This is a genomic window from Aureispira sp. CCB-E (assembly GCF_031326345.1).
In the GTDB taxonomy this organism is placed as follows: domain Bacteria; phylum Bacteroidota; class Bacteroidia; order Chitinophagales; family Saprospiraceae; genus Aureispira.
On the sequence record NZ_CP133671.1, the window covers coordinates 3,383,323 to 3,410,133 of the forward strand.

27 protein-coding genes are annotated in these 26,811 nt (G+C 35.5%); 16 read left to right on the forward strand and 11 right to left on the reverse strand.

Annotated elements, in window-relative coordinates:
- The first annotated feature begins 404 nt into the window (after positions 1 to 404).
- From QP953_RS13075 to QP953_RS13100, 6 genes are all read left to right on the forward strand, one after another.
- Complete coding sequence (locus tag QP953_RS13075) at positions 405 to 1,292, forward strand: ABC transporter permease (protein WP_052595257.1); 888 nt, start codon at positions 405 to 407, stop codon at positions 1,290 to 1,292.
- A 300-nt stretch (positions 1,293 to 1,592) separates the two neighbouring features.
- The gene (locus QP953_RS13080; protein WP_052595255.1) at positions 1,593 to 1,943 is read left to right on the forward strand and encodes a DUF3098 domain-containing protein; all 351 of its coding nucleotides are present in this window, start codon (positions 1,593 to 1,595) and stop codon (positions 1,941 to 1,943) included.
- Between the two features lie 220 nt (positions 1,944 to 2,163).
- Positions 2,164 to 2,961 (forward strand): undecaprenyl-diphosphate phosphatase, encoded by a 798-nt coding sequence (locus QP953_RS13085; RefSeq protein WP_309555376.1) that lies wholly within the window; start codon positions 2,164 to 2,166, stop codon positions 2,959 to 2,961.
- Between the two features lie 56 nt (positions 2,962 to 3,017).
- Positions 3,018 to 3,611 (forward strand): hypothetical protein, encoded by a 594-nt coding sequence (locus QP953_RS13090; protein ID WP_156039709.1) that lies wholly within the window; start codon positions 3,018 to 3,020, stop codon positions 3,609 to 3,611.
- Between the two features lie 78 nt (positions 3,612 to 3,689).
- Positions 3,690 to 4,268, forward strand: coding sequence for a Crp/Fnr family transcriptional regulator (locus tag QP953_RS13095; protein ID WP_052595250.1), 579 nt, complete (start codon positions 3,690 to 3,692; stop codon positions 4,266 to 4,268).
- Between the two features lie 162 nt (positions 4,269 to 4,430).
- Positions 4,431 to 7,580 carry a cytochrome P450 gene (locus tag QP953_RS13100; RefSeq protein WP_309555378.1) on the forward strand — a complete coding sequence of 1,050 codons (3,150 nt, stop codon included), beginning with the start codon at positions 4,431 to 4,433 and terminating at the stop codon, positions 7,578 to 7,580.
- A gap of 136 nt (positions 7,581 to 7,716) precedes the next feature.
- Here QP953_RS13100 and QP953_RS13105 read toward each other — a convergent pair whose 3' ends face one another.
- The gene (locus QP953_RS13105) at positions 7,717 to 8,298 is read right to left on the reverse strand and encodes a YceI family protein (protein WP_052598267.1); all 582 of its coding nucleotides are present in this window, start codon (positions 8,296 to 8,298) and stop codon (positions 7,717 to 7,719) included.
- 24 nt (positions 8,299 to 8,322) lie between these two features.
- On the reverse strand, positions 8,323 to 8,847 hold the full coding sequence (locus QP953_RS13110) for an acyl-CoA thioesterase (RefSeq protein WP_052598268.1): 525 nt from the start codon (positions 8,845 to 8,847) through the stop codon (positions 8,323 to 8,325).
- Between the two features lie 214 nt (positions 8,848 to 9,061).
- Here QP953_RS13110 and QP953_RS13115 point away from each other — a divergent pair, with 214 nt between their 5' ends.
- A complete protein-coding gene (locus QP953_RS13115; RefSeq protein WP_052598269.1) occupies positions 9,062 to 9,517 on the forward strand; it encodes a hypothetical protein in 456 nt (151 codons plus the stop codon).
- 200 nt (positions 9,518 to 9,717) lie between these two features.
- Here QP953_RS13115 and QP953_RS13120 read toward each other — a convergent pair whose 3' ends face one another.
- Complete coding sequence (locus QP953_RS13120; RefSeq protein WP_052598353.1) at positions 9,718 to 10,380, reverse strand: DUF697 domain-containing protein; 663 nt, start codon at positions 10,378 to 10,380, stop codon at positions 9,718 to 9,720.
- A gap of 691 nt (positions 10,381 to 11,071) precedes the next feature.
- Between QP953_RS13120 and QP953_RS13125 the strand changes: the two genes are divergently transcribed.
- The 5 genes from QP953_RS13125 to QP953_RS13145 all read left to right on the forward strand — a co-directional run bounded on the left by QP953_RS13125 (position 11,072) and on the right by QP953_RS13145 (position 12,872).
- The gene (locus QP953_RS13125; RefSeq protein ID WP_072011005.1) at positions 11,072 to 11,236 is read left to right on the forward strand and encodes a DUF1328 family protein; all 165 of its coding nucleotides are present in this window, start codon (positions 11,072 to 11,074) and stop codon (positions 11,234 to 11,236) included.
- A 515-nt stretch (positions 11,237 to 11,751) separates the two neighbouring features.
- Positions 11,752 to 11,949 (forward strand): CsbD family protein, encoded by a 198-nt coding sequence (locus QP953_RS13130; protein ID WP_052598270.1) that lies wholly within the window; start codon positions 11,752 to 11,754, stop codon positions 11,947 to 11,949.
- A gap of 104 nt (positions 11,950 to 12,053) precedes the next feature.
- Positions 12,054 to 12,251: a CsbD family protein gene (locus tag QP953_RS13135; protein ID WP_052598271.1), complete on the forward strand. Its 198-nt coding sequence runs from the start codon at positions 12,054 to 12,056 to the stop codon at positions 12,249 to 12,251.
- Between the two features lie 110 nt (positions 12,252 to 12,361).
- Positions 12,362 to 12,559, forward strand: coding sequence for a CsbD family protein (locus QP953_RS13140; RefSeq protein ID WP_052598272.1), 198 nt, complete (start codon positions 12,362 to 12,364; stop codon positions 12,557 to 12,559).
- Positions 12,560 to 12,728: 169 nt separating this feature from the next.
- The gene (locus QP953_RS13145; protein ID WP_156039823.1) at positions 12,729 to 12,872 is read left to right on the forward strand and encodes a CsbD family protein; all 144 of its coding nucleotides are present in this window, start codon (positions 12,729 to 12,731) and stop codon (positions 12,870 to 12,872) included.
- Positions 12,873 to 12,990: 118 nt separating this feature from the next.
- Here QP953_RS13145 and QP953_RS13150 read toward each other — a convergent pair whose 3' ends face one another.
- Together QP953_RS13150 and QP953_RS13155 are read right to left on the reverse strand one after the other, a co-directional pair.
- Entirely contained in the window at positions 12,991 to 14,229 is a 1,239-nt protein-coding gene (locus QP953_RS13150) for a PKD domain-containing protein (RefSeq protein ID WP_309555379.1), read from the reverse strand.
- A 57-nt stretch (positions 14,230 to 14,286) separates the two neighbouring features.
- Entirely contained in the window at positions 14,287 to 15,081 is a 795-nt protein-coding gene (locus QP953_RS13155; protein ID WP_309555380.1) for a metallophosphoesterase family protein, read from the reverse strand.
- A 494-nt stretch (positions 15,082 to 15,575) separates the two neighbouring features.
- Here QP953_RS13155 and QP953_RS13160 point away from each other — a divergent pair, with 494 nt between their 5' ends.
- Together QP953_RS13160 and QP953_RS13165 are read left to right on the forward strand one after the other, a co-directional pair.
- Complete coding sequence (locus QP953_RS13160; protein WP_052598274.1) at positions 15,576 to 16,658, forward strand: M42 family metallopeptidase; 1,083 nt, start codon at positions 15,576 to 15,578, stop codon at positions 16,656 to 16,658.
- Positions 16,659 to 16,667: 9 nt separating this feature from the next.
- Positions 16,668 to 17,519 carry a hypothetical protein gene (locus tag QP953_RS13165; protein ID WP_309555382.1) on the forward strand — a complete coding sequence of 284 codons (852 nt, stop codon included), beginning with the start codon at positions 16,668 to 16,670 and terminating at the stop codon, positions 17,517 to 17,519.
- A gap of 105 nt (positions 17,520 to 17,624) precedes the next feature.
- Here the strand turns inward: QP953_RS13165 and QP953_RS13170 are convergent, their stop codons facing one another.
- Positions 17,625 to 17,945, reverse strand: a complete 321-nt coding sequence (locus QP953_RS13170) for an SCP2 sterol-binding domain-containing protein (protein WP_052598276.1) — start codon at positions 17,943 to 17,945, stop codon at positions 17,625 to 17,627.
- 174 nt (positions 17,946 to 18,119) lie between these two features.
- Positions 18,120 to 18,965 (reverse strand): alpha/beta hydrolase, encoded by an 846-nt coding sequence (locus QP953_RS13175; RefSeq protein ID WP_052598277.1) that lies wholly within the window; start codon positions 18,963 to 18,965, stop codon positions 18,120 to 18,122.
- A 369-nt stretch (positions 18,966 to 19,334) separates the two neighbouring features.
- Between QP953_RS13175 and QP953_RS13180 the strand changes: the two genes are divergently transcribed.
- Positions 19,335 to 20,303, forward strand: a complete 969-nt coding sequence (locus QP953_RS13180) for a fatty acid desaturase family protein (RefSeq protein WP_309555383.1) — start codon at positions 19,335 to 19,337, stop codon at positions 20,301 to 20,303.
- Positions 20,304 to 20,330: 27 nt separating this feature from the next.
- On the opposite strand, the gene QP953_RS13185 is transcribed toward QP953_RS13180, so the two are convergent.
- Complete coding sequence (locus QP953_RS13185) at positions 20,331 to 20,858, reverse strand: hypothetical protein (RefSeq protein ID WP_052598279.1); 528 nt, start codon at positions 20,856 to 20,858, stop codon at positions 20,331 to 20,333.
- 305 nt (positions 20,859 to 21,163) lie between these two features.
- On the opposite strand from QP953_RS13185, the gene QP953_RS13190 reads away from it, so the two are divergent.
- Positions 21,164 to 23,824 (forward strand): CHAT domain-containing protein, encoded by a 2,661-nt coding sequence (locus tag QP953_RS13190; RefSeq protein ID WP_309555384.1) that lies wholly within the window; start codon positions 21,164 to 21,166, stop codon positions 23,822 to 23,824.
- Positions 23,825 to 23,831: 7 nt separating this feature from the next.
- Here QP953_RS13190 and QP953_RS13195 read toward each other — a convergent pair whose 3' ends face one another.
- The 3 genes from QP953_RS13195 to QP953_RS13205 all read right to left on the reverse strand — a co-directional run bounded on the left by QP953_RS13195 (position 23,832) and on the right by QP953_RS13205 (position 26,765).
- Positions 23,832 to 25,328 (reverse strand): CotH kinase family protein, encoded by a 1,497-nt coding sequence (locus QP953_RS13195; protein WP_309555386.1) that lies wholly within the window; start codon positions 25,326 to 25,328, stop codon positions 23,832 to 23,834.
- A complete protein-coding gene (locus QP953_RS13200) occupies positions 25,325 to 26,014 on the reverse strand; it encodes a DUF2490 domain-containing protein (RefSeq protein ID WP_309555387.1) in 690 nt (229 codons plus the stop codon). The genes QP953_RS13195 and QP953_RS13200 overlap by 4 nt, the downstream gene beginning before the upstream one ends.
- 334 nt (positions 26,015 to 26,348) lie before the next feature.
- Complete coding sequence (locus QP953_RS13205; RefSeq protein ID WP_156039824.1) at positions 26,349 to 26,765, reverse strand: hypothetical protein; 417 nt, start codon at positions 26,763 to 26,765, stop codon at positions 26,349 to 26,351.
- Positions 26,766 to 26,811 lie beyond the last annotated feature (46 nt).

Sequence of the window (26,811 nt, forward strand, 5' to 3'; positions counted from 1 at the left end):
AATATGTGTTTAGAAATTTCTGTTAGAAATCCGCTAAATTTGCATTTAATTCTTATGATTTCTCTGTACTTTCGCTAAAGAATTGTTAAGCAAGTTCCTAAATGATAATTTATAGCCTTCTTTCTATTACCTTGTTAGGTAGGATATAATATAGAATGGAATAATCATTGAAATACGTGTTCGTTACAGTTGCCTTTTTTAGCATGTAAATGTCGATCTACAGTAGTAGAATTAACTATTAGATCTAATAACAGTAAAAAATAAGTTGATAAGTAACTGGGCATAAAAAAGTAAGACTATTTTCCGATACTTTTTTTGAACAATTACCTAAGTTAGAAAAGTAATACCAAACTAAGAATAAGTCGATTAGAGAACTACTACTGTTAAAATATACCATTTAATTTATGCCTAAAACAAGAATCCCCATAGCTGGTGCCCAAAAAACATTTGTCAATTATATAGCAACAATTATTAGTTTAATTATTATGTTATATTTATTGGGTGTTTGGGGGTTATTAGCGATTTACACCAATCAATTTCTTAATTATTCTAAAGAGAACATACCGTTTTATATAGAATTAAAAGACGAAGCAAGCGAAGCGCAAGTATTTGCTTTTCAGAAAGAGTTGGAGGCGAGTACTTTTGTCAAAGAAAAGACCGTAGAATACATCTCAAAAGAACAGGCTTTGGAACTGTTTCAAGACGATGACAAAATGACCAAAGAAGATGTATTGCTTTTTGGTGAGAATTTATTACCCAATATGATTCGGTTTTATCTAAACGATGGGCATTTTGAAGATTATGGAGAAATTGTTAAAAATATACAAGATAATGACTTCGTAGAACATGTTTTTTATACCAAAGCACCTGCCGAGAGTCTATCGGGCAAAGTATATCGTTTAGAAATAATACTATTGGTCTTAATGCTTTTTTTTATCTTTGTCGTGGTTACTTTAATCAAGAATACATTAAAATTAACCTTCTTGGCTAACAAGGATTTAATAAAAACCATGCAGATGGTTGGAGCTACTTTTGAAAAAATGGCAGGACCATATATGCGTCAAAGTTTGAAAAATGGTATTTTGAGTGGTATTATTGCAGTCGCTTTTTTATGGTTAACAAGGATTATGTTAGAAAATGGTTTGGGAACTTTTGAACAGTATGACTTAGATTTTTGGACAACTATCTTATCTATTATTATCATTCTTGTTGGCGTTTTGCTATCTTGGATATGTACAAGACACAGTGTGCACAAGTATCTCAAAACGCCTGTAGAGGCATGGAATATATAGGAATAATGATTCATTAATTAGGGAACTATGCCATTGTTGTGTGGCTCAGATAAATTCATTACTCCGTTGGAAATTTAATTAATGTAAGGTGCTTTTTTATGTTTTACTTTGAGGACCTTTATTACTTGCTCGTGGCTTTTGTGCTACCAGCAAAGCCTACACAAAAAGCTTAATTAGCTCCCTTTAATCACATGAGCTTGATATGCTTGGTTTAGGTGCATAGAAACATTAAAAAGTAACGGAATATTAACAAATTATTACAAGAAAAAACTCAAAATAAAAAATATTTAAATAAAGATCATGGGAAAAGGAGATAAACAAAAAGAAACGACTTTGGAAGGACCAAACATGGACAAAAAGGATGCTGCTATTGCAAGAAAAAGAAGAGAGAGTAGGAGAGAAAAAGTAGAGAAAGAGCTGCTTTTTTCAAAAACCAATTATACTATTATAGGTGTAGGGTTAATTATGGTTATCGTTGGTTTCTTTTTGATGTCTGGAGGACACAACCAGCCAGATGAGTGGAACGCTGATGAAATATATAGCTTTGTTCGAATTACAGTTGCTCCACTAGTTATTTTAAGTGGTTTGGGCGTTGTTATTGTTGCCATTTTTAAATCTTCAAGTGAAACCCCTCAAAATATTGAGGCTTAATTTATTTACTGTAATCCGTTGAAACTACGTAGCAACAGCGAGCTGAGCTGTGCGAGCTCACGACAAGAGGGAGTAACAGTTAACTCAGCGATAGCAACCTCACGAAGTACCACGCAGTAGCAGCGCAGCTAACTAAAAGCAAAGCGCTCATAAAGTACCACGGAGTAGCAGCGCAGCTAATCAAGAACGACTAAAAAAATACTAATATAGATAATTAATTATGGAGTGGTTTGAGGCTTTGATTTTAGGCATTGTACAAGGATTGACGGAATATTTGCCTGTAAGTAGTAGTGGACATTTAGAGTTGGGGAAAATTCTATTAGGGATTAACCCTTCAGAATTTGGAACTACATTCAATGTGGTATTGCACTTAGCAACCGTATTCAGCACTTGGGTTATTTTGCGCAAAGAAATTGCCGAAATATTAAAAGGTTTATTTCAGTTCAAAATCAATGAAGAATTTTGGTTTGCTGCCAAAATAGTGGTATCAATGATTCCTGCGGCTATTGTAGGGTTGTTGTACGAAGATCAAATTGATGCCGCTTTTAGTGGTTCGGCACTTTTGGTAGGCTTGATGCTATTTTTGACAGGAGCTTTACTATTCTTAGCTGATAAAGCTACTCAAACAGATGGAAAAGTAGGTTTTAAAGAAGCGATTTTGGTAGGCGTAGCACAAGCAATTGCTTTGGCTCCTGGTATTTCGCGTTCTGGAGCGACTATTTCAACCTGTGTTTTGTTAAAAATAGATAAAGAGCGCGCTGCTCGATTTTCTTTTTTGATGGTCATGCCTTTAATTATTGCCAAAGTGGCTAAAGATTTATTGGGAGGAGAGTTTGCTTTAGGGACAGATACCTTGCTTCCGATGGGCGTTGGATTCTTAGGAGCCTTTTTTGTTGGCTTGTTGGCTTGCCAATGGATGATAAATTTGGTCAAAAACGGAAAATTGGTCTATTTTTCGATATACTGTTTTATAATAGGTACAGTTGCAGTAGGGTATAGTGTTCTATATAATGTATAGAAGCTGAGGTTGTAGGATTTACCCACGAACTATTGGAGAAAGATAAACATAGGTATATGACTATTTTTAGACAAATTTTAGGGCTTGTTTTAGCATTGAATTGCCTTTCATTATCGGCACAATTTAAACCAGTTGTACTGGACAATACTTCTTTTGAAGGAGTGCCACACGATGCACAAACACCCGATAATTGGCAAGCTTGTGGCTTAGATTCTTCGCCTGATATTTTGCCAGGTCCTTGGGGAGTCTATCAGAAACCAACAGATGGAAATACATTTTTAGGCTTGATTACTAGAGATGATAATACTTGGGAAGCTTTGGGGCAAAAAATGCCTAAGCCATTCAAAAAAGAGCGTTGTTACAAATTTAAGGTAGATTTGTCTTCCTCACCAGCATATGCAGGATATTCCAAGCCAACCTGCTTGAGAGTATGGGTTGGAAATTCGGCTTGTGATCGCGCACAATTAATCGCAACGTCACCCGTTATTGACCATTATGAATGGAAAACGTACGAATTCTTGTTTTCAACAGAAGAAGATTATAAATATATTATCATAGAATGTTATTATAAGCAGCCTTCATTAGATTATTATAAAGGTAACTTACTAATCGATAATATTTCCGCTTTTGAAATGTGCGATAGAGCATAGTGTTAGCTCATGCATGTGTTTAGACTTGCTCTCAAGATTGTAAATTGATACCCACCAACCCTTTATTGTTAATAAACTATGACAGAGCGCTTATTGGAAATTCTCAACGAATATGTTCATCTAGATGACCAAATGAAGGTAGATCTAGGAAAAGTTTTGATCAAAAAAACAATACTTGGAGGAGAATGCTTGTTTCAAGCCAACCAAATTTTTTCATTTGTAGTCTTTGTGGAAGAGGGCGGTGTTTATTATTACAAAGTCGATCAACAGGGAAAAGAGCGTGTGGTTCATTTTGCTTTTGAAGGAGATTTGTTTACAGATTTAGAGTCGTATGTAACAGAGACAGACACCGGTTTTTATTTAAAGGCCTTAGAAACCTCTGTCATCTATATATTAGAAAAAAGGGATTTGGAAGAATTGTTAGACAAAGATATGCGCTGGGAACGTTTGATGCGTCTTTTGATGCAAGATGCGTTTATTCGAGTAATGAATGAAAGAAAAGATATGGGAACCCTCTCTAATGCAGCGCATTATCAAAAATTAGCAGAAACATATCCTGATTTGTTTCAACGAGTTCCACTGTACTTAATAGCGTCTTATTTGAATGTTACTCCCGAAGGTCTATCCAAAATTCGTCGTCGACTAAGTCATAAATAATTTGTATTTTTTATATTTGTTTATTGAACTTGTTCAAGGAAATTTATTTCTGTATGCATTAGCTTTGTTTTATCAATCCAAAATAGATACAAACACCAACAGACAGATTGGCTGTTGTATTTATTTTATTAACGAATAAAGATAAAACAAAAAATCATACCAATGAATGTTATCCCTCAAGATAGACCGCTTCCTTTAATCGGCAATCTGCTAGAGTTAAATTTAAAAGAAGGCATGGTGGCCAATTTAGAAAAATTAGCTGCCAAACATGGTGAAATTTATCGCCTGAGTTTGCCAAGTAAATCACTTCTAATAGCCTGTTCTCATCGAATTATTGATGAAATGTGTGATGAGACACGTTTTCAAAAATCATTACTTCCTCCTCTTGAAGTAATTCGTGATTTTGCCAAAGATGGTTTGTTTACTGCTTATGGAGATGAACCCAATTGGATTAAAGCCCACCGTATTTTGACACCTGCTTTTGGCCCAATGTCGATTCGCAGTATGTTCCCTCAAATGCTAGATATTGCGGAGCAACTGATTTTGAAATGGGAACGAATGGGAGAAGATACGCCATTTGATGTGCCCGATGATATGACTAGATTAACATTGGACACCATTGCGTTGTGTGCATTTAATTACCGATTCAATAGTTTTTATAGAGATGAGATGCACCCCTTTGTACATGCAATGGTGGAGGGGCTGGTAGAAGCAGGGGACAAAGGGCGACGATTGCCACTTCAAGATAATGTGATGTTTTGGGCACGTAAAAAATACGAAAGCAACATCGAATATATGAATAGAGTTGCTGACGCAATCATAGAGAAAAGAAAGGAGAATGGTATTGAACAAGCCCCTGATGATCTTTTGAATAAAATGCTGAGTGGCAAGGATCCTATTACTGGAGAAGGCTTGAGTGATGAAAATATTCGTTATCAGATGCTTACGTTTTTAATTGCGGGGCATGAAACCACAAGTGGTTTGTTATCTTTTGCACTTTATTATCTTTGTACGCATCCAGATATTTTGAAAAAGGCTCAAGATGAAGTGAGCATGGTATTGGGCAACAAAAAACCTCGAATTGAACACATTAATGAATTGACGTACATTAGTCAAATTCTTAAAGAAACTTTGCGATTGATGCCTACCGCTCCTGCTTTTGCCGTAGAACCCTTGGAAGATACTGTTATTGCAGGGGAGTATAGTGTCAGTAAAGGAGAAACGATTTTGGCTTTAATTCCTCGATTACATCGAGATAAGGTAGTTTGGGGAAATAATGCAGATGAATTTGATCCCAATCGTTTTTCAGAAGAAAACTTTAGTAAATTGCCTCCAAATTGTTGGAAACCATTTGGGAATGGAGCGAGAGCTTGTATCGGAAGACCTTTTGCTATGCAAGAAGCAATTTTGGTTTTGGCAATGATTGTACAACGATTTGATATTCAATTGTCAGATCCAAATTATAAATTAACAATCAAAGAAACCTTGACCTTAAAACCAGAAGGGTTTTATCTAAAAGCCAAGCGCAATCAGGTTGTTATAGAAGATGAAAAAGTAGAGGTCGCTACACAGGCATTTGCCCAACAAGAAGATGCGTTGAGTGATGTTGAACACCCTCAGTTATTGGTATTGTTTGGTTCTAATAGTGGAAGTTCTAGAAGTTTTGCACTGCAATTGGCTAAAGATGCTGTCCAGAGAGGTGTTAAAGCGAAGGTTGATGAATTGGATAATTATGTAAGTGCATTGCCTAAAGATAGTAAATTGATTATTGTGACAGCATCTTACGAGGGACAACCTACTAATAATGCTAAGAATTTTGTACAATGGTTAAAAACAGCAAAAAATAAGGATTTAGATGGATTGCAATACTGTGTTTTTGGTTGTGGGAATAGGGATTGGTTCAATACATATCAAGCCGTTCCTATCTTTATTGATAATCAATTGGAAGCATTAGGGGCAAGTCGATTTTTTGAGAGAGGAGAGGCAGATGCCAAAGGCGATTTTGTAGGAGCTTGGGAGACTTGGGAACACCAACTTTGGCAAAAACTAGAAACAGAGTTGGAAACAACCGAGGGAACAGTTGAGAAGACAAGCCAATTGGCTATTCAAGTGATCAATAAACCACTAAAATTGCAACAACTCAAACAAACTCAATTACAAAAGGGGACTATAGTTGTTAATAAAGAGTTGGTTGATGTAGCTCATGCATTGGGGCGTTCCAAGAAGCATATAGAAATTACGTTGCCTACAGGTATGAACTATCGTGCAGGAGATTATTTGACGCTATTGCCTACGAATACAACAAATAACGTAGAAAAAGTACTGCGCTATTTTTCTTTAACAGAAGATACTCAATTAATCTTAAAAGATGATTCGGGAACTTCTCTATTGCCTTTAAATTATCCGATCTCGGTTGGAGAAATTCTTAGAGAATACGTCGAACTTGGGCAGCCTGTACAGCGTCGCCAATTAGAAATATTAGCAAAAAAAACACCTTGTCCACCAGAACGAATTCAATTAGAACAATGGTGTCAAAAGGAAGTTTACAACAGGGAAGTGTATGAAAAAAGAATGAGTCTTATTGATGTTTTATTACGAATGGGGTCTTGTTCCATAACTTTTGAAGAATTTCTAAGCCAATTGCCTCCTATGCAAACACGGCAGTATTCCATTTCCTCTTCGCCTATTACGAATAAAGGTACTTGTACCTTGACGATAGCTGTGGTTGATGCTCCTGCGTGGTCTGGGCAAGGGAATTACGAAGGTGTTGCTTCTAATTATTTGGCTTCAAGAAAGGAAGGAGATAGCATTTGGTTAGAAGTTGTTCCATCCAAAGAAGCGTTTCATTTGCCGAAAGATGTTACAACTCCTATTGTGATGATAGGGGCAGGATCAGGAATTGCACCCTTTAGAGGATTTATTGAAGAACGAGCAGCGTTGGAAAATAGTGGGAAAATGCTCTTGTTTTTTGGTTGTGATCACTCTGAGGTAGACTTTTTGTATCAAAATGAGTTGAAGAACTGGGGCAAGGCAGCCAATTTAGAAGTATTTCCCGCGTTTACCTATCAAATAGTAGAAGAAGTGAAATACGTGCAAGATAGGGTATGGAAAGAAAGAGAAAAGATATGGGCTGTTTTAGAACAGGGGGCTATAATTTATGTTTGTGGAGATGGCAATTATATGGCACCTGCTGTCAAACGTGTGTTGATAGATATGTATATGGAGAAAAATAACGTTGTTCTTAAAGAAGCTGAGGCTTGGATGGAAAGTTTGATACGAAGTGGGCGATATGCTTTAGATGCGTTTTCGTAAGTAGTAATTAAAAAAATGGCAGTTTTGACCCATGGATCAGAACTGCCATTTTGTTTTAAATCTTTTATACAGTACTAGTAGCAGTGAACTCATGACTAGAGGGAATCACAACGCTAACACTATTGTACTAGGCAACTTATTCTTTAACCAAGGTAAGAGCCACGGTAACTTTTACATTGTCAGCAATTGTTGGCAATCCACCTTTGATACCAAAATTACTTCTATTAAAATCAAAGGTAGCTTCAGCTCCCATAATACTTGATTTTTTGCCATCTTTTCCCTCTACTTCTCCTTGCCCTTTTATCACTACAGTCACCGTTTGAGAAAGAGTAGTACCAGCAATAGATAAATCGCCAGTCATTTCATAAGTATTGTGTCCTGTTGGCTTGATGTAATTGCTTTTGAAAGTAGCGGTTGCTGCTTTTTCAGCATTAAAATAACGCTCTCCCTGCAAATGCCCATCTCTGGTTTCAGAATTGGTATTGATAGAGGCGATTTGTACTGTAAAGTCAACTGCTGCCGTGCTGAAATCTTTCTCATCTTTTAACGCAACTTTTCCAGCTATATCGCCAAAACTACCATGAAAATCGCTGAATTTATACCCAACAGCAAATACCAAAGAAGAATGGGCGCCATCAACGGTATAAGTAGCATCTTGAGCTTGTGTAAATAGAGTCGTAGTGCATAGTAATAAGGCGATAAGAAGAATATTTTTCATCGTTTGATTTTATTTTATAATGATTTAATCTTTTAATAATTCTGATTTTAATTTCAGGGTTTCTTCCTTCCCTAATCTTCCAGAGAAAACCAATCGCATTTGGCGACGTTGCAATGCTTCATCGTAACGTTTTTTCTCCTCGGCGGTTAAAGGTAATAATGGCGGAACTTTTACAGGACGTTTCTCTTTGTCGTCAACAGCTACAAATGTAAAATAGGCATCGTTGCATCGACGGGTATTTTTGCCTTTAATATCAGAAGAAAAAACTTCTACATATACTTCTACAGACGTTGTAAAAGCTCTAGTCACCACACATTCTAGTGTAATGACATCTCCAAGAGGAATCGGCTTATCAAAAGATACATTGTCTACAGAAACCGTAACAACATAACTTTCGCAATGCTTGCCTGCACAAATTCCTGCAACAACATCCATCCATTTTAATAAATTTCCCCCCATTAAATTATTGATAGGGTTGGTATCATTGGGCATGATCATCTCCGTCATAATCGTTTTCGACTCGGATACTTTTTTAGGCGCTAATTCCATAGAATGCTTCTTTTGTTATTGAATAATCTGTTGGATTTTAACAGGTGCTTATACAGTTATTAATAAATTTTATGGAGAATATAGAATAGAATAAAATGTCTATTCTGAATTCTTTATCTTTGCACCACAAAAGTAACAAAAACATTGGTTTTAAGTTCTTAGAAAGTCAATGTTCACCTATAAAATGTTTTATAATAGAAAAAATAAGTAACAAATGAAGTATTTAATTTTGCTGATAATCAGCTTTTTATTGGTTTCTTGTTCTAATCCTGAGCCTTCCAAAAAGATAGAAAAAGAAACTTGGAAATTAAATGAAGATGCTGCAACACTCTATCAAGTAGTTGGAGAGAAGCACGACACGGCAATGCTCTTAATGACAGATATAGAAGCAACAAGGAGTCAACTAAGGTTAAGAATGAAAACAGCAGAAATTGATAGCCTTAAAAAAGATACGATACTCAACTTGTTGACGGCACTCAAAAAAGCAGACGATGGAATGATGAATTGGATGCACGAATTTAAAAGTACGGAATTAAACGAGGAGGAGTACAAAAAAATGTCTGAGACAGACATTATGACTTATCTAAAAGATGAAGAGCAAAAAATCGAACAAGTACATATAGATATGTTAGAAAGCATTAAAGATGGAAAAGCTTTTTTGAAACAATAAAGTAAACACTTTTAGCTCAAATTAAAGCAAACGTACTTGGGAGTTAAAAAACAAAACCGCTTCGTATAGGGTTGATAACCATATATATTCTAAGTTAGCAATCCTATGCGAAGCGGTTTAATAATATTACATTATTTAGTAGTTCGTTGATTAGCTGCGCTGCTACTGCGTGGTTTTAACGAACTATTGACTACTAAAAATTATTTATAATTCTCAATCAACCGAGCTTTCATTTGTGCAAACTCTTCATCATCAATGACCCCCATATCTTTTAATTCTGCGAGTTCTTTTAATTTACGAACGATTTCAGAATTAGCATTTTCTTCCGAAGCCTCCTTTTGGGGAGTAGTGTTGGTGTACTCTACGGTATCTTCTTTAACAGCTCCTTTTTCTTCTTTTTCCCTCTGAATGTCCTCAGCAACTGTTTTCCCCTTTTCAAATTGCTCATCATAATAACGTTGAAAGCGATCTGTATCAAAGTCTAGGAATGTTCCTCCGACCGAAAAATGTGTTTTGAATACCTGACCTAAGGCATAAGTTGAAGCACCAGAAACAATTGACATAGATACGCCTCCTAAGACAGAACCAAAGCCAGGAACCAATTTGAGCAAAGCATTGGCACCTAATCTAGAAAGCCCCGAACCAGTAAGAGAAGTCACTAAAGCCTTGCCTTCTGTTTCCTTGAAATCAACACCATATATATTGCTAATGGTGCGAATCATATCCAACTGAACAGCTGCAACAGCAACAAAATCAGCAATTGGAATTGGAATAAAACCAGCTCCCATAGACCAAATTACATGATTTCTTACAGCAGATTCTGCTCTCTGATTCAAATCCTCATTATTATTCTTATTACTCATTTTTCGTACAAATTTTGCGGCTTTAATGAATTTATTCTCCATCAATAGGTTGATTAATGATTACTAATTTAATAGACACTTACGAAATAATAGATACTTGGAATTGTATTCGTAATAGCTTTTGTTGCTTGTCTAACCAATATACAAATTTGAATAAAAAAAAGTTGCATTGAGCTTCATCTTTTGAAACTCTTAAGGAGGGGGGAGCTATATTCATGAGTAAGAGGTTCCTTATCTGTGGTACTTATTGGTCTTATTTCGAAGAAGAGCAAAAGTCTTGTTAGTAAGATAAAAAAAGGTATCAGTTCTAATGTGCTGATAGATAGTAGGGTGCAGCTAGTTTTTTTTGTAAAAACAATTTTTTTTTTGATTTTATTTGAACAATCTGTGCTGTGGGATGTTATAATTATGTATCAAGTGACAACGAAACATACATTTTTAACTTACTTAAAAGTTTTGAAAATGAGCTGATTACCCTAGATCAGTTGACTCTGAAAAAAGAGACCTTCAATACAAATATTAATAATCACCCTTATTTTTGAGTAAGTTTAGTTTGCAACTATTTTAACGACCACGTAGTAACAGCGCAGCTAACTATCGAGTAAGAGTACTATTTATTGGTATAAATGGTCTTGTTGCCCCTTGCTATTTATCTCGAAAACTTATTATTTAATAAAAAACAACGTAAATCATGCTTAGAATTATCATAACGTTACTGATCATCGCTTTTATTGCTGCTCTTTTTGGATTTGGAGGAATTGCTGGTGCGGCTACAGGTATTGCTAAAATTATTTTTTACATTTTCCTTGTATTATTAGTCGTTTCATTGTTATTCAGTCTATTAAGAAAGGCGTAATAAAAGAAAGTTGAAATTAAAATGAACATTTTTTGATTATATTTGTTATAATAATATAGACGTTAAACAACAAATGATAAAAATCAAAATTTGCATACATTGCTGCTGATGAGCAGAGTGAATCGTTCCTAGAATTAAACCATTCTGTTTTTGTAAAACACCCGTTTCAAAGACCCAATACAAGCACATATAGTTAGTAGTAATATTCCCCAAACCTGTTCGTAGTTCATATCATGTTCGAGCAGTCTAAGCCTTAGAATCTATATTTTTATACTTCTACAACTTCTAGTTTATTTATTAGGCTTAAGTAGGAGGAATAAACTAACTTTTCAATACAGCTAATCAATCGGTAGGAGTCAATTTTAATGTCCTGCACACATTGAAGAATCAGAATGCACGCTTTTATTTAGTGATGTAGTTAATGATTCCTGTGTTGATTACCCATGAATAATAACCAACAAATACACGCATATTATCACAATAATCAATCTATTAATAATTAAAACATACAAATTATGAGTGCATTTAGCGATAAAGTTAAAGGAAACTGGAATGAAATCAAAGGTAAGTTGAAGCAGGAATATGCTCAATTGACTGACGATGATCTGAAGTACCAAGAGGGAAAAGAAGATGAAATGCTTGGTCGCCTACAGACAAAATTAGGAAAGACTAAAGAGGAAGTTAAAAATTGGATTGACTCAATTGGTAGCTAATTATACCAGACGTATATCCTAAGGTACTCTCTATGTATCATACAACACATTAGGTGTTGGAAAAAGGAAAAATATATTTATTCACCTTAAAAAATTAAAAAGAAATGAGCGCGATTAGCGATAAGATTAAAGGAAACTGGAACGAAATCAAAGGTAAGTTAAAGCAAGAATATGCTGAGTTAACCGAAGATGATTTAAAGTACCAAGAAGGGAAAGAGGATGAAATGTTAGGTCGCCTACAGCAAAAGCTGGGAAAATCTAAAGAACAAATCAAAAACTACATCGACTCAATTGGTAATTAGTATAGTCACTTTCAAAATCCCTACAAGAACAAGCATTTAGGTTGTACAGCTTCAAAAGAACCTGTGCAACAAGAAAAAAATATTTGTTCACTTTCAAAAATTGAAAGAAAATGAGTGCGCTTAGCGATAAAGTAAAGGGAAATTGGAAACAAGTTAAAGGTAAAATGAAGCAAAGGTATGCTCAATTAACCGATAACGATTTAATGTATGAGAAGGGAAAAGAGGATGAAATGCTTGGACGATTACAGCAGAAGCTAGGAAAGTCAAAGCAAGAAATAAAACGTTGGATTAATTCCATTGGAAACTAAATTTATTTCTTTTAAACTCCTAATAAAACCTGTACACAGGTTGTGCAATTTCAAATGGATTTGTACAGCATGAAAAAAACTATATTAATTCGTTCACCCGAAAAATAAAAAAGAAATGATTGCAATGAGTGATAAAATCAGAGGAAACTGAAATGAAATCAAAGGTAAAATGAAGCAAAAATATGCTGAGTTAACCGAAGATGATTTGATGTATCGAGAGAGAAAGGAAGATGAAATGCTTGGGCATTTGCAGCAAAAGCTAGGCAAGTCGAAGCGAGAGATAAACGATTATATCAACTCCATCGGTAACTAAAGTCATCATTTCTATAAAACAGACAAAAATTGGGACGTTCTATTCAGAACATCCGATAGCAAGAAAGCTCATCTGGGAATATCCCAGATGAGCTTTCTATGTATTGGTAATGTGTGTCTTATCGAATAATCAGTTGACCAGTAGCATGAATATTATCATTTTTTAGATGGTACCAGTAAGTTCCCGCAGTAAGAGAACCTCTCTTGATTGTAATTTGATTGGACGCTATATTGGTATAAGTATGAATGATTTTTCCTTGCAAGTTGGTAATGATTAAATCAAAACTTTCTTGCTCAACGTTATTAAACGTCAATGTTGTTGCTTCTTCAAAAGGATTGGGGGTTACTGAAATGTTGAGTCCCTGTATTGCTTGAGTGTTTTGAATATTAGTGGCGCCAACTGTTACCAACTGACTAATCGTATCGCTTCCACAAACATTGCTGACTATTAGCTCTACGGTATACGTACCAGCACTTGCGTAAGTATGGGAAGGATTTTGTTGAGTAGAAGTATTGTTGTCTCCAAAGTTCCAAGCATAAGAATCGCCAATACTAGAGGTTGTAAAATTGACATCCAAGCCAGAAACGTTTTGTTGAAAATTACTAATAGTTGGACTACTGTTTGCTGTAATTATAACCGTATCAGGAATGGAAGCACAACCCAATGCATCGTAAGCTGTAACACTATATGTGTTTGGAGAGCTAATTTGAGTACTTGCTGTTGTGGCAGCGTTCGACCAAGAATAAGTAGCAAAATTCCCTGTTGCGGTTAAGGTTAAAGGCGTATTGTCACAAAGAACATATTGTCCTGAAGTAGAAGTAATTTGTGTCGTAGTGGGAGCAGGTTCTGTAATGGTAACACTATCCAAATGCTCACAACCTACAAAGTCTGTAATGACAACTTGATAGGTTCCAGAAGATAAATTGTTGATATTGGCACTAGTTTGCCCATTACTCCAAAGATAGGTATAGGGTGGTTTAGGACCTGTAACATTTAAAACGGCTTGCCCATCATTGGCACCAAAACAGCTTACATTAGTACTGCTAATAGCTTGGTTGTAATGTACATAAGGTTTTATAACAATAACTGAATCTCTGCGTTGTCCATTATCATTAATCATGACATATTTAGCCGTATCGCCATTAATATCGAACCGAACATAATGGTTTTCGTAGATCTCTACACTTAAATTAGGAGCATTATTATTCGTATTAGCATCTAGTGTACTTGCACCAGCACCACCCGTTACTAGATATTGTACGCCATTCATTTCTCCTCTTTGATAACAATGAGAATGTCCATTAACCACAAAATCGACGTTATACTTCTCAAATTCGGGTACTAAGTCCGTACGCATATCTTCGTCTCCTTGGTATAAAAAATAAGGAGAAAAAGGAACATAATAATCTAAACTTCAAGCATTGGTCCATGGCGGTTGGTGAAAGAAAATAAAGAGCCACTTTTTGTCATTGCACTTAAATTCATCAACCATCCAATTGAATTGAGCGGATCCTGTTGTGTAATCGAGGTTGGCATCCAAACAAACAAACTTAGCGTCCCCCCATTCAAAGGAGTAATAACGTTCTGTATTCGCAGGATTATTACTAAAAAGATAAAAAGCATCTAAATAAGTTGCTGCATTATCTGCGTACGTATCGTGATTTCCAATGCATGTAAAATGACATTCTCGTTTTAACATATCTTTGTATACTCCAAAGAAAATATTGTCGTAATTATCGCCCACATTTTGATCGACATCTCCTGTCACTATTGCAAAATCTGCATTTTCTGATTCCATTAATCCTGCGACTTGATTTTGTATGGTATTGTTATAACCGCAATCTCCATAGGCCAAAAAACTAAATTCATCGGCTAAAGGTAGAGGTGCTGTTTCAAAATGCTCGATGGCAGAAATAAAAGTATCGTTGGGAGCGATTGATTTTACTTGGTAATAATAAGTCGTATTAGCTTGCAAGCCAGCCAAATCAAAAAAATGTTTTTGATCTAGTCCTGTCGTAGAAAGAGAGTCAAACCATACGCCTGAGGTAGTTCCTAAATATAGTGTTCCAGTAGAAGGAGTGGCACGGCGCCAAGCAATAGTTGCTGTTGTTTGAGAAGGACGCTGCACATTGGGATAGCGATTGACAACCTGTGCATTAGAATATTGGGAAAGACAAAAGAATAGGAAAAGTAGAATTGTGTACTTCATTATCAAAGAGCGACTAAGTAAATAAAAAGTTAAGATTAAAGATTAAATTTACAAAAAATTATCAATTTATTTACATTGAAAATACTATTAACAAAAAAGACCATCTTGGGAGCCAAATTTAAATTATTTTTTAGCAGAAAATTTTTTTTTCGTTAAACATTAAATACAGCAAGGAGAGAGATATTTAAATGATTGTTTCTATTTTTCTAAAACTATTGTATCTTTAATTATAGTACTTCATGGATTTTTTTGCTTTTTTGATAGAAAGACAAAAAAATATCTTTGTATGAATTTAATTATCAGTAATTTACTGTTTGAATACTTGAAAGGTATCTTGTTGATAATTAGGCTAATGTAATTTTGTGCGAAGTATTGTAATGAATGGTTCTTTACGCTTTATGGTTAGAAATAGCCAAACAAAAAGAAATGAGTTTTTTAGTTTGTAGAACCCTATTGTAAATATTGAAAAAATCTGAATTATAAGTAAATCCATTATGTCAATAATAACAAAGAAATCAGAAAAATTTTTAGAAGCTTATCTGAATAACTTTTCTCCAACTGGGTTTGAATCACCAGGTCAAAAGATGTGGCTGGACTATATAAAACCTTACATTGATGATTATAAGGTTGATAATTATGGAACGGTCTATGGAATTATCAATCCAGAAGCAGAATATAAGGTCGTTATTGAAGCGCATGCCGATGAAATTTCATGGTTTGTACATTATATAACCAAGGATGGTTATATAAAAGTAATTCGAAATGGAGGTTCTGATCATACTATTGCGCCATCTAAACGAGTTAATATTCATACTGGGAAAGGAATTGTTCGAGGTGTGTTTGGGTGGCCTGCTATTCATACTAGAAGGGACGAAGATTCTACTTTAAACCCTAAACTAACAAACATTTTTATTGATGTAGGTGCAGATAGCAAAGAAGAAGTTTTGGAAATGGGAATTCATCCTGGTTGTGTCATTACCTACCCCGATACTTTTGAGGTGCTTAACAAGCGTTATTATATTGGTCGTGCTTTGGATAATCGTATTGGTGGTTTTTGTATTGCAGAAGTTGCCCGATTGTTGCATGAAAATAATATCAAACTGCCATTTGGCTTGTATATAGTCAATTCAGTTCAAGAAGAAGTTGGTTTAAATGGTGCCAAGATGATTGCCAATGCCATTAAGCCAGATGTAGCTATTGTAACCGATGTTTCTCATAACACACATACTCCCTTGGTAAGTGTCGAAAAACACGGAGATATTAAAGGAGGGGATGGACCCGACTTAACATTTGGTCCTGCGGTACACAACAATTTACTAAAATTGATTCGAGAAGCCGCAGAAGCCAATGAAATTCCTTATCAACTAAGTGCAAGCTCTAGAATTACAGGAACAGATACCGATGCCTTTGCGTTTTCTAATGCTGGTGTTCCTTCTGCATTGATCTCTTTGCCAATTAAATACATGCATACAACAGTAGAAATGGCACACAAAGACGATGTGGAAAATGTCATTCGTTTAATCTACCAAGCCTTGCAAAGAATAGAAGATAAACACGATTTTAGATATTTTACATAAGTAGTTTGAATGGCGAAGTTTATCAATTTCCTATTGTATAGCAATATTTATATTGCATTGTGTGCAGTAGCGATGACTGCTCAAACGCTATATGTATTTGATATAAGTGTACCAACAAGTCCTGCTTTGCTAGGGCTTGTTTTTTTTTCTACCTTGGTTATTTATGCCTTGCATCGTTTGGTGAGTTTGTCAAAGGTCGACAAAAATTTAAAAGTAGAACGTTTTAATGTGATTGAAACGTATCAACGGCACATTCAAATTTATGCTGCTTTAGGGACGATAGGTGGTGGTGTTTGTTTTTTCTTTTTAGCGAGAACTACTCAATATGCTTTAGTGCTGCCTGCGATATTGTCCTTGGGCTATGTGATTCCATTTATGGGAAATAAAAAACTACGATTGCGGGATGTGCATTTTATCAAAATTTTTTTAATTGCCATTGTTTGGTCTTATGTAACTGTTTTATTGCCAGTTTTAGAACATGGTATTCCACTTGAGGAGCAAGCAATTGGAGCAATAATAGAACGGATATTATTTATTTTTGTGATCACCTTGCCTTTTGATTTACGAGATTGGGAAATTGATAAAAAGAATGGTGTAAGAACAATTCCTGCGACCATTGGTGTAAAAAAGACGCTTCAATTGGCATTCTTTATACTGGTTCTTTGGATGCTTGGAGTCACTCAAATTTATACTTGGTCGATAGTAGTAGGTTTGTGGGGTTCAGGAATTACAACAGGAATATTGGTCTATTATTCGCCTCAGCAAAAGCACGACTACTATTTCACAGCATTGATGGACGGAACAATGCTCTTGCAGTATGGGCTCGTATTACTATCAACGGCTAGCATGTTGAGCAATTAGAAAATAAATTGCCTAAGCCTTGAAATGAGAGATAAAAAAGCCCCAAAGTTTTAAACTTTGAGGCACAACGATTGAAAATTTGCTAAGTTCAATAGGTTGTTGTGTTTACATTAATCCTAACGGCTTGGCAAATTTTGTCATCTCGTTTAAGTTACTAATTTTTAGCTTTCCAAACATGATTGCAGTCATTGGATTTTGCTCACGATTGATGATATCCATCAATACTTTATCAGAAGTAGTAATGACACATTTTGCTTCACCTTCTAGGCCTTCCACTACCGAAAATTCACCATTTTCAGATGATGCAGTGAATTCTCCTCCACCATCACCAGAAATTTTAAAGTGAAAACGAGTATCTCCTTTACCATCCAATGCTTCAGGAGTAATTCTATCAGGGAAACCTAGTATAAATTCTTTTGCAGTCATAAGAATTGAATATTAAATTTAAAATTTTTCGATTTAGATTTTTGATGATTGTAACAGATATTCTTATCAGAATACCTTTAACAGACCCTTTTTGACAAAAATATCTTAAAAACAACCGATTAAATATAGTTGTTGTTCTCTTGTCTAAAAGAAGCGCTCAATATAAAAATAGTTCTATAGTTTTTGTAATATCCATTGATAAATATGTTCCAGTACATCTAATTTCTCAGGCTCATTATGAAGTTCATGATAGCCGCCTTCCCATATTTTCAAACTAATGTCACCAGTAGCTTTTTCTGCAAAGCGTTGAGTAGCAGCGGGGGAGGTAATACCATCTTCGCTACCGTGCAAGAGTAATAAGGGGAGGTTAATTTTAGAGACTGTTTCTAGGCTTTTTTGTCCCGATTCTAGCATGCCTATTGCGGTTTCAGAAGTTACCTTACTATGGTTTAATGGATCGTTGCTATACGCTGCAACCACCATCTTATCTCTAGAGATTAAGTTAACGTCTAGTTGATTGTCCTGTGTGAATTTAGGATAAATAGGTCGAATTAATTTGCCTAAAAATAGCAAAAAAGCAGGTGGTTTAAATGCTGGTTCTAACAATGGAGAAGTAGCTATAACTCCTTTGAGACCAGTATGTTTTTTGTGCAAAATATAATCTAAGACAATACCTCCTCCCATACTATGTCCATACAAAAAGACAGGTACAGAAGAATGCCTGCGGCTAGCTTCACTATGCAGTTTTACAATATCATCAAAGACATAGTCGTACTTGGCAATATGACCACGTTTGCCCCCCGATTTTCCATGACCAGAACGGTCGCAAGTTAAGAGTGCAAATCCATGATGCGTAAAAAACTCTGCCACGTGTTGATAACGGGAAGAATGCTCTCCTAAACCATGAATAAGCAAGATAATTCCTTTAGGGAGCTTGTATTTAGTTTCATCAGGCCACCAGCCCTGTGCGTAAATTTTGACTTTGGCTGGATTTGTCCAACTAAATTCAGTGTGTTTCATTTCTATTGTAATTTGTGACGTATTAATTCAATACATCACGTATGAATATTCCTATAAATCACTTTAAGATAAAAAAAATTGACTACTTGGTTAAGGAAATTTGAGATTTATTCCTAGAAGCTATTATTAAATATAGAGGTTTGAGTAGAATGCTAAGTATGCCTTGTTTTTGTTTTAAATATTAAGTATATTAGACTCAATACTCCGTTGATTAGCTTTGTTACTCCCTACGGTCGCAAGCTCGGTTCGCTGCTACGACGTGGTTTCAATGGAATAATGTTAGACTGTCAAAATAGCCTTACTTTAGAAACTATACAACAACGGCAAAAGAGATTTTCTGTGAAGCGTACATTAAAATGATTAATAGCCATGCACCAACTACCAACAGCTCCTTATCTAACTACAGAAGAACGGAAATCATTGTTAGAGATGAACGATTTTAGAGCATTTGTAGAAGTAACTATTCATTGGTTATGGATTGTTATTGCTTTTTTACTACCTTATTTTTATTGTCACCCTTTGACAATCATAATGGCTCTGTTTATTTTAGGCGGGAAGCAATTGGCTTGTGCCATTTTGTTGCACGATGCCTCCCATTTTTCTGTATTTAAAAATAAAAAGGTCAATGATTTTGTAGGGCAGTGGCTAGGGGCTTATCCTATTTTTCAAGATATGTTGGCGTATCGTCCTTATCACAAAATACACCATCTTTATACAGGATTAGAAGAAGACCCTGATTTGTTATTGACCAGAGGGTATCCCACTTCTAAAAAGAGTATGATGAGAAAGTTTTTTAGAGATTTGTCAGGACAAACAGGAATGAAAGCTTTTGTAGGCTTAATTTTAATGAACTTGGGCTATATAGAATATAATTTAGGAAATAATATTGTTCGAGTATCTCAAAAAGATAGGACATGGGAGGAATTTTTTAAGGTGATGATTGCCAACTTATGGAAACCAATTGTAGCCAATTTTATGATCTTTTTACCCTTGTATTTATTCGCTTCTGGATGGTTGTATTTGTTGTGGATTGGAGCTTATTTAACTACTTTTCAATTTTGTATTCGAGTGCGTTCGATGGCAGAGCATTCTGTGGTAGAAGATGCGACCAACCCACTGTTAAATACTCGAACTACTTATGCTAACTTTATTGAGCGGATGTTGTTTGCTCCTTATCATGTGAATTATCATGTAGAACACCATATGTTAATGGGCGTTCCATCGTACAAATTGCCTGAAATGCATGCACTGATTAAGGCAAGAGGTTTTTATGAAAAAGGAGTGTTAGCACCTAATTATTGGTCCATCATACAATTGGCAGTTGAGGTGGAACAATAAAAATAGTTTGTTTGATCATTACCACAACTAATGCTTCGCACTTTCAGCTTCTAGTTGATCCAAACGTTTTGTTAGCTGCTCAATTAACAACGCTTGTTCTTCAACCTTTTGTTGAAGTAGGGCATTGTTTTTTTCTAAATCTGAAATATTAAGCTGACTCGCTGCCAAAATTCCTGTCGAGGTAGTATATACAATTCTATTGCCTGTCCCTGTTAACGATTGAATTCTTGCTCCACCTGCCACATCAAGTTTTTCTGTAGGGTTGTAAGTCCCTATTCCAATATTGCCATGAGAAGATTCGGTCGGATTTAAGATAATATGTTTATTTGAGGTTGCTGTTATCCAAAAGTCACTGCCTACTGTAGTGATGTCGATTTCGCTACCATCTGTACGGACGTGTAGAAACTTTGTTCCATCAGGATTTTGTAACTTGATTTGTCCACCTTCAACAACTAATTTTTGATCGGGAGTTGCAGTTCCAATGCCAACATTTTGAGCCATTGCTCCAATAGGTAGGAAAAAAAGTAATAAGATATTAGCTAATAAAATACGCATGAGCCGATTTTTTATTAAAAATAATAGAGTATGTGTCGTTCTGCTGACAGTAAGTATGAAGTTAAGGTATTATATTCGTAATACTTCGTAGTAGTTCGTTGATTTTTTACTTTTTTAGCTCGCTACGCTCGTGAGCTTGCAAGCTCGGTTCGCTGCTACTGCGTGGTTTCAACGAACTATTGACTTCGTAGACAATACTTTTTTAATTTTTTTAAAGGTATTACAAGGCACGCTTAGTGTTTTGTGCAATATCGAATTATTGGACGATTATTTAATGTTGGCGGACTATTAAAAACAATTAAATTATGATCTATCTTCAAAAAATATTCTTTGTTGCTCTGCTTTTGGAGAGCATAACACTAGCTGCGCAACGTACAACAATGACAGATTTTTCTTTGGCGTATAATCTAGGAGCATACAATCGAGCGGCAGCGTTGGGCGAAGAGTTGTTGTTGCGAAAGTCTATACAAAATGATGTAAATATTTGGTTTCCTTTGAGTACGAAGCTAGGGATAGCTTATCATTCAATTGGAAATTATACACGTGGATTGGAGCGTTTGGATTTGCCTATAGAATGGGCAAAGACAGAAAAAAATTACCCTGTCGAAGATCTATTGTTGGCTTATCACGAGAAAGGAAAAATTTTAAATGAATTAGAGCAATATGCTTCTGCTCAATTTGTCTACTCTAAGGCTGTCAAATTATTTGAAAATGATAGATCTTTGCAACAAGATAGTAGTGCTCAAATTATTTATCTAAACACATTGATCGGAATTGGCGCTACGGCTTATTCAAAATCAGATTATTCGAAAGCTAAGACGTTTTTTGAAAAAGCATTAGTATATAGCAAGGAGGTAGGGGTTAAAGAGATGGGATTATTAGCACAACAGCATTTATATTTAGGTAAGGTAGAGGAGAAGCTTGGAAATCATAGCTCAGCAGGTGACCAAATGTTGACAGCGATTGAAATGGGAAAAATGGAGGTTATAGAGCAGAGTGTGTTGTGGAGCAATTTTTATCACGACTTAGCCAATTATTATATCGAGTACAAGCGAAACGAAGAAGCACTAGAATACAACAGTTTAGCTATTAAGTCCCTGTTACCTACATGGAAAAATGAAGCTCAGAATGGATTGCCAACTATTGAAGAGTTGAATCAGTCAACATCTCTGGGGTTGGCAGCACAGTTATTGGCTCAACGAGGAGCTATTTTTTTTAGTAATAAAAATGAGGGAGAATTAAAAAAAGCTTTAGAAAATTACAGACTCATGGATGTGTTTGTTACTCGTTTGCGTCGTCTGTATACTGGAGAAAGTGCTCGTTTGTTATGGTCCGACCGAGCATTGGATTTTTATGAAAAAGCCATCAAAAGCTGCTTGAGATTATATGATAAGACAGGGCAAGAAGATTATCGTTTGGAGGCCTTTGAATTGTCGGAAAGAAGCAAAAGTTTGTTGTTATTAGAAGCGTTTAAAAAAATAAAAGCCAAGAAAGTTTCTGGTGTTCCCATTGAAAAAATTGAAAAAGAAGAAGTACTAGAAGCAGATGTGGATGCTTTGGAAAATCAATTGTACAACTTAAAACGCTACAGAAAAAGTACAGAGAGTTACAAAAATAAGTTGAGAAAAAAAGAAAAAGAGTTGTTGGAAAAAAAACGAATGTACGAGGATTTTTTGATAGAACTTAGAAAACAATATCCTGATTATTATAAGCTAAAATTCGATCTATCGGTAACAACGGTGGGAGAGGTGCAAGAACGTTTGGCAAGCGATCAATTATTGATAGAGTATTTTATCACAAAAAATGAATTAATCGTTTTTAAAATTAGCAAACAAGGGTATGATGTATTGGAATTGCCCTTAGATTTTGAATTGACACCCAAAATTAAAGCCTTTAGAGAAGGTATTTATGGGTATTATTTGAATAATAAGGAACGTTCCCAATCGTTGCGAAGAAGTTACATACAACAATACCAAACTTTAGGCTATGAATTGTATCAAGGTATTTTGAAACCTGTATTAGCTGGTCAACAGGAAAGTCGCTTGATGATTATTTTGGCAGGGAACCTGGGATTTTTGCCTTTTGAGGCATTATTGACCGCTCCTACTACAGGCGAAAATTTTACGCAAATGCCTTATTTGCTCAATGATTACGCCATTGGGTATTGTTACTCTGCTACCTTATTGCACGAGATGCAACAGAAAGAGCATGTGCCTGATAAGATATTTTTGGGATTTGCTCCTGAGTTTAAGCAAGGGGTAAAATTGGAGGGAAAGTATGCCTTTGACCCTTTGTTGCATAGCGAAAAAGAAGTGAAAGAAATTTTTGATTTGGTGGGGATGGGAGAAGTCTTTGATGGAGAACTCGCTACCAAAGAGAACTTTCAAGAAAATTGTGAGGATTATTGTATTGTTCATATTGCAACGCATGGAGTGATGAATACAGAGAATTCAGAAAACTCTTTCTTGGCATTTTCTGAAGTACCCGATTCTAGTGATAATGAATTGCTTTATGTTCGAGATTTGTACAACATGCACTTAACGGCTAGTTTGGTGGTTTTGAGTGCTTGCGAAACAGGAATCGGAGAGCTATACGAAAGCGAAGGAATTGCTTCTTTGGCAAGAGGGTTTTCTTATGCTGGGGCAAAGAGTCTGATTACTTCTTTGTGGAGTGTAAACGATCATGCTACGGCAGAAATTATGCGCCGCTTGTATGCCAATTTAAAGATGGGGATGCCCAAAGATAAGGCTTTACAGCAGGCAAAACATGATTTCATCAAGGATGCAACCAACCAAACAGCCCATCCTTTTTTGTGGTCGGCTTTTATTCAAATTGGAGATGAAGCTCCTTTGCCAAGTCCTGATGGGCAAGGTGAAGGAAATGGGAGACTGCTATGGATATTGGGTGGCATTGCATTGCTTTTGTTGGGAGTAGGTTTATTATTACGCCGTTCTAAAAAAGCTTAGCAGACTACTAAAGATTGGTAAAATAATCATCTAAGAAAAGCAAACGGTCTTGTGTCCAATTGATTATATAGTATTGTTGTTGGGCGATGTCAATGTGACTGTTCCATTTCAAATTTTCCCAAAATAGAATATCTGATGTACCTATTTCTGCAAAGTTATTGTCGTAAATGGAATTTAAATGCGAACTACTAAAAACATTTCCTCTAAGCAAGAACCATCTGTTTTTTAACCTTTGTTTGAAATTATTAGAATTAGTTTGCAGCAGACGATCAAAGAGATGATTGCTCAAAATAGTAGTGGTATTGGTGGGAGAACCATCCCAGAATTGCCCTAAAGAGCCATCCAAATCCCAGGGAGTAATAAAAAATGGAGCGGTTGCATTTTGACGAACCCAAATAATGTTTTTACCTGTATTGTCAAAGGCAGATGTTAGGTTCAAAAAGATATAATAGTCTATAAAAAGGTCCAAATCAATGAAGGTATTAATTTGAGTGCTGAAGTTATGGTCGTTTTCATTAATAATAAAATCTCTTAACTGATGTAGTGGCGCCCAATGAATTCTATTTTTGGGAATAGGATACTTTTGTTCCCAGCCATCCCAATTATTGGAATGATGGGGCATATTAGAATTTAATTGCTCGAAAGTCGTTGTACCATCTCCCCAAGCTGTTGTCTTGTACAAGACAGCTTCTGGATGGTTTAAGCCAAGTTTTTCGGCGTTTATCTTCTCATTCAAACAGTAAATACCTTGATAATCATTATTGAGATAAAGTTCTACAAATTTAGATTGTATGCCATGATGCTTTAAGGGGTTCATGGCTTGCCAGATTTCAAAAGAAACTTTATTGCGCAATCTAGATGGGTCGTTGTACATAGCATCTAAAATCCAGTCTTCATTCTTATCCCAATCAAACAAAGATTTAGAGACTTTATTACCCAAACTCATGTTGTTTAGGAAAGCAAAACCATACGATTTTTTGGGATTGGATTGAGAAGAGCCACCTCTGATTTCTATCCCCACAAAAGATGTTATGGGGTAACTTGCATCAGTAGGGGAATTGATTGTCAATCGAGCTAATTTCTTTGGCTCATCTATAATGACGTTTGGAGTAACAATTCTCACAATGGGTAAATTGGTAAAACGGAGTGTAAAATATTTGCAAATGCCTTTGGTGACTAGTTCAACAACATACTCTTCTCCAATTTTAACCTTGCCAAGGTTATTGCTAGCATTATTAGCTAATGAAATACCATCAATTGAAATGCTCGCATAATCCTGAAAACGAACATGAGGGGTAAAGTTTGAGATAGAATCCTGCGCTATGCTATATCTTAAGGAATTGGTTGCTTTGTCAAAAAAACAATCCTTGTGGTCTAAAGCTAAAATTAAAGGAAGTTCTAGTTGGTCATCGGGCAAGGCATCAAAGATGATTTCTTCTTTGTAGCAGGATTGAGAAAAAAAAAGGAATACGGCGATACAATAAAAAAAGAGGGCTTTATTCATAATTCAATACTATAAATCATTTTTATAAAAAAGAATGAAAGGGCATCTTGGGGCTGCAAATTTACTTCGTATCCCACGGCAAAATTAAATTGCCCAATGACTGTTTTTATCTTATTGCCAATATTAAACCTTAACTTATCTAAGTGTGTTTCTTGATGAGGGGTTGTGCTGACAAATAATTCCGTAGAACAATAGAATTGGTGTGTTTTCTTATACTTATAGGTGAATTTTAGTTTATTGCGAACCGTAGATTTCTTTCTAGTTATTATGGTTTGTTCTGGTTGAAATAAGTCAATAAATTTTTGTTGATATCGGAGCCTATAAGACAGTTTAAACTTCTTACTAAACTTAGTCCTAAATTCAAGATCAAAGTTATAGCGTAGACTGTTTTCTGTTGGCTTCCATTTTTGTACATCATGTATATAGCGAAAGTTGCCATGCAATCGAAAGTTTTTATTAATCGTATAATTTAGTCCTAGATCAGCTAAATAGGCATCAACAACGCTACTATTTTGGCAGGTTCGAAATTGTTGTTCTAAGGAAAGTTGAAAATTTTGAGGTAGTTTTTTTTTGACTACAACTCCGACCCAAACCCCAAAATCTTGTTTTATTTTAATTTGTTGAGCATGGGTATGGGCATACAAAAGCATTAAAAACAGCAATAAAATGTTACTCTTTTTTCTCATTGATAAAAGACTCTGAATTTACTAAGCAAATAAATAAGTAAGTTAACGACTCTGAATAGAGTTAGGACGTTTGTGTTTCTTGGAACAGAAGGGGAATAACCTGATAGTTGAAAATGAAATTCTTTAAGAGTTGTTTTGGTATACGGTAAGAATAGAGATATTCTTTTAAATAGTCTCTAGAAAAGACTATAAGATGATTGAAAAAGGCTGTGTAGGAGATAGCGCAAATCATCATTAAAAAACAACTTGTCAAGAAAAAAAACGCATTGAACATGATTTCTGGATAAACCCAATGCGTTTTTTAGACCATGTTTATAATTACATCAAACGATGCCTAAAACAATGCTGCAACATCTTTATGTTGAACTTGTTCGACTGTAACGCCACGGGGAACAAAAACTTTGAAGGTATATTTCTCTTCGATAGTCGTTCCTCTAATGACCAATTCTTTTTGTGCTTTTAACATGGTTAAAATCATACTTCCATCGACATCTTTAGAACTTGCTGTATAGCGTCCTGCTTCCGCCAATGCTTTTAAAGTAGGCTCATTAAAATTAACAGCATCAATTGTAGTCACTAAACGGACTATTTTTTCGTCCCATTCTTCGATTTCAATTTCTCCATCTACGGCTAAAGTAAGGACTTGCGCACCGTTGTACTGATACGATTTGACGATGTTTTTTTGGACTTGGGAAGAAGCCGCTAGAGTGCATCCAAAGACGAATGCCATTGTTAGGAATAAATATTTCATACGCTTGCTTTTTGGCTCATGTACTGCAGGGAATATACATGACTTG